This window comes from Frankia sp. CcWB3 (assembly GCF_977927595.1).
The window spans coordinates 1,604-8,162 of the sequence record NZ_CDWRCK010000205.1; the positions used below are offsets into that span (position 1 = coordinate 1,604).

Annotated in this window: 5 protein-coding genes and 1 pseudogene; all 6 read right to left on the reverse strand. The window is 71.2% G+C overall.

Going from position 1 to position 6,559, the window contains the following annotated elements:
- Positions 1-185: 185 nt before the first annotated feature.
- Positions 186-731: an FHA domain-containing protein gene (locus tag ACY5KJ_RS15035; RefSeq protein ID WP_462187426.1), complete on the reverse strand. Its 546-nt coding sequence runs from the start codon at positions 729-731 to the stop codon at positions 186-188.
- Positions 732-791: 60 nt separating this feature from the next.
- A complete protein-coding gene (locus ACY5KJ_RS15040; RefSeq protein ID WP_462187425.1) occupies positions 792-1,274 on the reverse strand; it encodes a Rieske (2Fe-2S) protein in 483 nt (160 codons plus the stop codon).
- 22 nt (positions 1,275-1,296) lie between these two features.
- Positions 1,297-1,864, reverse strand: a pseudogene (locus ACY5KJ_RS15045) (DUF6529 family protein).
- Positions 1,865-2,013: 149 nt separating this feature from the next.
- On the reverse strand, positions 2,014-4,605 hold the full coding sequence (pepN, locus tag ACY5KJ_RS15050; protein WP_462187424.1) for an aminopeptidase N: 2,592 nt from the start codon (positions 4,603-4,605) through the stop codon (positions 2,014-2,016).
- Between the two features lie 82 nt (positions 4,606-4,687).
- Positions 4,688-5,497, reverse strand: coding sequence for a DUF5996 family protein (locus ACY5KJ_RS15055; protein WP_462187423.1), 810 nt, complete (start codon positions 5,495-5,497; stop codon positions 4,688-4,690).
- Between the two features lie 91 nt (positions 5,498-5,588).
- Entirely contained in the window at positions 5,589-6,494 is a 906-nt protein-coding gene (locus tag ACY5KJ_RS15060) for a hypothetical protein (protein ID WP_462203633.1), read from the reverse strand.
- Positions 6,495-6,559 lie beyond the last annotated feature (65 nt).

The window sequence follows — 6,559 nt, forward strand, 5'->3', positions numbered from 1 at the left end:
GCGCCCCACGCCCAGCCGGGGCACTATGCCCAGCCCGCCTGGGGGACTCCCTACGGGCACGGCGGGCATGGGCGCCACCACAAGCACGGCGGCCTCGCCCGGCTGCTGTTTTCCTCCTGACCCGCGCTCCGGCCGGCCGTCAACCCGACGTCAACTCCGGGGCGGGGCCGGCCCTCGGGCGGCGCTCAGGACAGCGCGAGCAACGCGCCGAGGGTGAAGCCAACCGCGGCGAGCCACACGAAGGTGGGCAGGGCGCGCAGCCAGCTCGCCACGGGCGAGTGGCCGGCGTGACGCCGAGCCGGGACCTGGGCGGAGCCCGCCGCCGCCGGGACGGGGCTGGGATCGATGCGGCCGCCCTGGCCGGCCAGCACGGTCGCCAGGGCCCCGACGTCCGGGTCGTCGGGCGCGGCGGGCGGGCGCCGCGGCGTAGGACTGACCGGGGCCAGGACGACCGTCGGCCCGTTCGCCGCGCCGAGATGCACCCGCACCTCGCCGTCGGTCAGGGCAACGCTGCCGGTCCGGGCGCCGTCCACCCAGATGCCGTTGGAACTGACGTCCTGGGCGAGCCACCCGGCGTCGCCGCGGGGCTCCAGCAGGACGTGACGCCGGGACACCCGGCCGTCCGCGATGACGACATCGCAGTCACGGCCGCGGCCGACGACGTGACTGCGGTCGGCGGACAGCACGCTCTGGCCGGACGGGACGGTGATCCGCAGCCCTGTCGGGTCCACTGTTTCTCCTCCTGAGAGGATCCGGCTCCTGCCGAGATCCGGGCGATCGGGGCGCGGGGGTCAGGCGGGGAAGACGGCGTTGTCGCGGACGGTGACAGCGACCGGCGGCAGCGGCTGTTTCGCCGGCCCCGCGACGGGTTCCCCGGTGCGGGTGTCGAAGGCGCTGCCGTGGCACGGGCAGAGGATGCGGCCCTTCTCGATCGCGTTCACCGAGCATCCCTGATGGGTGCAGACGGTGGAGAAACCCTGGATCGTGCCGGCGGCGTTCCTCGTGAGCACCAGGCCGGCGTCGCCGAGGATGAGACCGCCGTCGGCCGGCACCTCGTCGACCCGGGCGAGGGGCGCCGTGCCGCCGGCTTGGCCGCCGCCGTTGCCCGCGCCCGAACCGTCGCTACCCCCGCGGGTCCCGCCCGCGGTCGCCTGCCGTGGCTTCGGATCGGCCGCGTCGCTGCAGCTGGCGACGGCATACCCGACGGCACCCGCGGCGACGGTGACCGCGAGGCCGGGGGCCACGAGGCGCCGCGTCGGTGTTTCCTGCGTCATGACTTTTTCCTCGGGATCCTGTTCAGACGTGCGGAATACCGGACTGGGTGAAAAACCACAGTGAAGCCGTCAACCAGATTGTGACCAGGGGAACAAGAACCGTCGAGCCGAGCACGGGCAGTACCCGCCCCGGTAACCCGCTGGTCCGTAGACTGATCATCTTTGCCGTGTAGGCCCCGTAAAAGGCGCAGCCCAGGAGGCTGTGGAGGAGCACCCGGGTGCCATCGCTGGCAAAGCCCAGCGCCCAGATGCAGTGGAAGGCCACTGGCAGGGTGAGGACGAACGCGGTCGTCCCGCTCCATCGGTGCAGCGGCCCAGCCCGGCGCCGGGCCCGCGCCGGGCAGCCGTCCCCACATCCACAGTGCCGTGGCCAGCTGAACGAGTAGCAGAACGGCGGCGGCCGTCGTCAGCCACGCCTTCATCGGCAGCATGCCGGAGAAACCGAGGGTGAACAGCGGCCGCCCGGCTGGTTCATGAACCCTCGCGTACACACCGGTCGACACCGCGACGGCGGCACCGACCAACAAGGCAACGCCTAATGCCGTACCCGCATTCGTCTGCCGTTCGGCCCGGTCCGTGCCGGCTGCCATACCGCCCCCCGTCCCCTGAGACATCCTTGCTGCGCGAACTATGCCGGAAAGAACGCGGGCGCGTCCAGAGCCGTCGGGGAGATGACATCGTCAGTGGGATGACGATGCCGTCGGCTTGGATGACGGGCGGGCCGGAGCAGGGCCCGGCGTCAGGGCCGGAGACGGGCCCGCACCGCTCGGCGGAGTTCGTCGGTCGCGTCGACAACGACGCGGCGCAGGAGCGGGTCGAGACGATCGCGGGCCAGCAGGGCGTCCGCCTCCCGCACCGTCCCCACGGACACGGCGAACTGCGGATAGGCGTAGGTGGCGATCTGCCGGGCGGCGTGCGGGGATCGCCGGGCCGCCATCGCCGGCATCTGCTCGAAGTAGCGGGAGACGTACCCGTCGGTGAGATCCGCCTGCTCAGGCTGCCAGAAACCCTCGGCCGTCGCGGCGACGAGCCGGGCGGACATCGTGTCGTCGTCCACGATCGTCCGCCAGGCCCGGGCCTTCGCCTCGAGATCGGCGACGGCGGCGCGGGCCCGCGCCGCATGCTCAGCGGCCCGGGCGCTGCGATCATGCCGGCTCTCGGCCGCGATCTCCGCCTCCCCGGCCCGCCCGAGTACGACCAGCCGGTGTAGCAGAGTCCAGCGTAGGTCCGGGTCGATGACCAGTCCGGCCGGCACGCCCGCCCCGGCGAGCCACGCCGCCAGTGTTCCCGCCTGCGCCGGTCCACTGCACCCGATGACCCCGCGGGCGGCGGAGAGCTGATGACCGCCTCCCGGTGCGGCGGCCGCGAGGACCCGCGCGCAGGCGGCGTGGAGCTCCTGCGCGGCCGCCGGTCGCGCCGACGGTGCGAGGTAGCGGTTCAGCGCGGTGGCCCGGGCGAAACGCAGGGCGTCCTCGAAGACAGCGATCTCGGTCTCCCGGGGCAGCGCACCCACGGCGAGCGTCAGATAGTCGGCGGCGGGCCATTCGGCGTCCCGGGTCGCGTCGGCCGCGGCCGCCCAGATGATCGCCCTGGCAAGCGGATCGGCCGTCCGCGGCAGGACGGTGGGCAAAGCGGCGAGGTCGGCCGGGGTGAAACGGACCTTGGCGTAGGTCAGGTCGCCGTCGTTGACCAGCAGCAGGCATCCCGCCTCGCTCCCGACCAGTGACGCGATCCCGGTGCGCCCGTCCGGCGCCGCCGGATCGATGTCCACCTCCACCCGGCGGAGCAGCACGATCGGCTCGGTCGGGTCGGTCGGCTCTGCCGGGCCGTAGACGCCGATGCCGATGCGGTGCGGACGCAGCGTCGGGTGCGTCGGCGGTGCCGTCTGGATCACCGTGACCTGCGCGAGGCGGCCGTCGGAACCGATCGTGATCTCGGGGCGCAGCGTGTTGACCTGTGCATGGCGCAGCCACACCTCGGCCCAGCCGGCGAGGTCCCGGCCGCTCGCCGTGGTCAGCGCGGCGAGCAGGTCGGCCAGGGACGCGTTGGCGAAGGCGTGCTGGGCGAAGTACGCCCGCAGCCCGGTCAGGAAGGCGTCGTCGCCCACCCAGGCGACCAGCTGCCGCAGGGCCGACGCTCCCTTGGCGTAGGAGATGCCGTCGAAGTTCAGCAGGGCGAGCGCGGTGTCGGGGACGTCGGCCGGGGCCACCGGGTGCGTCGACGGCCGCTGGTCGGCGGCGTAGCCCCAGCTCTTGCGACCGACGGCGAAGCTGGTCCACGCCCCGGTGAACCGCGTCGCCTCGGCCGTCACCCGATAGCCCATGTACTCGGCGAACGACTCGTTCAGCCACAGGTCGTCCCACCAGCGCATGGTGACCAGATCACCGAACCACATGTGGGCCATCTCGTGGGCGATGACGACGGCACGCAGCTCCCGTTCGGCCTCGGTCACCGCCGAGCGGAACACAAACTCGTCCCGGAAGGTCACGCACCCCGGGTTTTCCATCGCGCCGGCGTTGAACTCGGGCACGAACGCCTGATCGTAGGTCCCGAACGGGTACCGGCTCGCGAACAGCTCGTGGTAGCGGTCCAGGCAGGCCCGGGTGATGCCGAAGATCTCCGCCGCGTCGGCGTCGAGGTACGGCGCGAGCGAGCGGCGGCAGAGCAGCCCGAGCGGGATGCCGTCGTGGAAGTCCTCGACGAGGTGGTACGGCCCCGCGACCACCGTCACGAAGTAGGTCGCCAGGGGGGCCGTCTCGGTGAACTCCCACCGCCCCGGCAAGGTCTGCTTCCCGGCGCCGTTCGCCCGCACCGTCCAGTCGGGGAGTGCGGCCACGCTCAGGCGCACCGGCGCCTTGAGATCGGGCTGGTCGAAGCAGGCGAACATCCGCTGGGCGTCGTCGAGGAAGGTCTGCGCATACAGGTAGACCTCGCCGTCCTCCGGGTCGGTGAACCGGTGCAGCCCCTCGCCGGTGTTCGAGTACCTCATCGTGGCCGTCACCACGAGCTCGTTCGTCGCGTGCAGCGCCGCGAGGGGGAGCCGGTTGCCGTCGACGGCGGAGGGGTCCAGCGGCTGGCCGTTGAGCCACAGCTGCTGGATGGATGCCGGTTTGAGCTCGACGAACGTCGTCAGCGCCGGTTCGCCGCCCGCCGACGAGCCGTCCGTGGCGAGAGAGCCGTCCGTGGGGGAACGGAGGCTGAAGCGCACCCTGGTCGTCGAGCCGAACTCCGTCGACGTGCGCGCCGCGGTCAGGTCGAGCTCGATCTCGTAGCCGTCAACGCGGACCAGGCCGGCACGGGCGAGGGCTTCGTCCCGGGTGAGGCTGTGCATACGGCGAACTTATGGGATGCCTCGTCGCCCGTCCGGCGCGGACCCGGTCACCCCTCCGATCTTGCCGGGTGGCTCGTCGATGTCAGTGCCCAGGGGCGAGGACAGGGTCGGTGACGCCGTGGGGGCAGGCGAACCGCTCGATGTCCCAACCGGCCCGGCCGGCCCCGGCCCGGTAGGCGCTGTCGTAGAAGCCGAGGACGCCGGCCCGCCGGTCCGGGCTGCGTTCGAGGGCCGCGAGCGGGAGGACTCCGAAGCTGACCACCTCCCGCGAATAGGCCTCCCGGGTGACCGGATCGGTCTCGGCGGACTGGTCGACGGGCCGGTCGGCGAATCGGGTATGGGCGATGTCGAAGGTGTGCCAGAAATGGTGGACCGGGCTGACCTTGCCGCTGAATCCGGCGGCGAATTCCTCCAACAGCAGGTTGACCTGGCTGAGCGTCTGCCAGTAGCGGGCCACCGCCGCCGGGTCATAGGCGGCGTGCTCGGTGTCCTCGTTGAACGGACGTGCCGCGTCCAGCAGATCGAACGGATGCGGATGGTCAAGGCGGATCTTGATGCCGAGTGCCGCCAGCGCGTCGAAGGTGCGGCGGTAGAACGACGCTACCGACTGCGCGACCAGGGGAAACGAGATCGTCTCGCCGTCCAGGCGCTGGACGACCAGCTCATGACCGACGAAGTCGAAGTCGATGGTGAAGATCGGGTTTCCGTCGAGCTGGCCCATCGGACGCGTCGTCAGTCCACGGCCGGTCAGCTGGAACGGCACATTCCACCAGTGGTTGCGCCGTGGGCTCGCGGCCAGCCGGATCTTGCCGACGACCTGCAGGTAACGGTGTACGGTCTGCCTGGTCTCGGCCCAGCAGGACAACGGGAACGGGGCCAGCATCTCGACCATGGCGATCCCTCCGAACCGAACGAAGTGGAGCGGACAGCGCCAGCCTGAACACCGAAGGTGTTCCACGCATCCCGGGGGAGGACGTCACGGTTCAGCACCGGTCGGGCCGGCCACGGCAGTCCGGGACGATGACCCGGCGAATCTCGATCTCCCCGTCGCCGAACGACTTGAGGACCACCGAGTGCCGGAGCGCCTCGGCGACGAGCGGGATCTCACCGAGCACCGAGTCGGGAGGCTTGCCCATCATCAGGTAGTCGACGTCACGCCAGCCGTGGGGGAACCGGCCGCGCACCTGAGGGTCGAGGTCCAGCTTGTAGAACCACACTGGCAGCGGCCGGCGCCCGGCGATCGTGAGGTCGGTCCAGGCGATGTCGTCAGTGATGACGGTGCCCTCGGAGGAAATATTCGCGAGAAACCATCGGGTCGCCTCGCGGCTCGGGGCACTCGCGTCCCGGGTGAGCGCGGTGCGGATCTTCGGTGTCCAGTCCGGGATCACCGTCGCGGCGGCCACGGACAGGGCCACAAGGACCACGAGGCAGCGCAGGCCGTTGACGATCGTGGCCGCGGTCGGCCCCGACCTCGACTCTGACTTCGACTCCGACTCCGACTCCGACTCCGGTCGGGCATGATGCGGCGGACCGCGTCGCGGCTGTGCTCCACTCGGCAGGACGGCGTCGAGCAGCCCTGCCACGCACAACGCGGCGAATGGGAGCATCGCGGTGATGTAGGGGTTGGGCAGGTAGCCGTTGCGGAAAACGAAGGCGAACTGCAGCAGCAGCAGTCCGGCGACGACCCGCAGCCGCCGCAGGGCGAGCAGGGGAACCGCGGCCGCAATACCGGCGAGGACCAGGTAGGGATCGAGATCGAGCCAGGACCGCACGACATGGTAGGTGTCACTACCGGTGTCAAGCACGCTGCCGCTCGGGGCCCAGTCGAACAGCTGCCATCTGATCGCCCATTCCAGCGAGACGTGGCCGGGCCCCTCGAACGTAAACATTCACCTGCTTTAGTGATCTTGCTGTAGGTGACGGTTCACGGGCATGGCTGTGGGCCGCGCCGGGC

Coding starts and splice junctions, on each gene's coding strand:
- ACY5KJ_RS15040 (WP_462187425.1), bottom strand. CDS start 1,274: ATGACGCAGGAAACACCGACGCGGCGCCTCGTGGCCCCCGGCCTCGCG.
- pepN (WP_462187424.1), bottom strand. CDS start 4,605: ATGCACAGCCTCACCCGGGACGAAGCCCTCGCCCGTGCCGGCCTGGTC.
- ACY5KJ_RS15060 (WP_462203633.1), bottom strand. CDS start 6,494: ATGTTTACGTTCGAGGGGCCCGGCCACGTCTCGCTGGAATGGGCGATC.
- ACY5KJ_RS15055 (WP_462187423.1), bottom strand. CDS start 5,497: ATGGTCGAGATGCTGGCCCCGTTCCCGTTGTCCTGCTGGGCCGAGACC.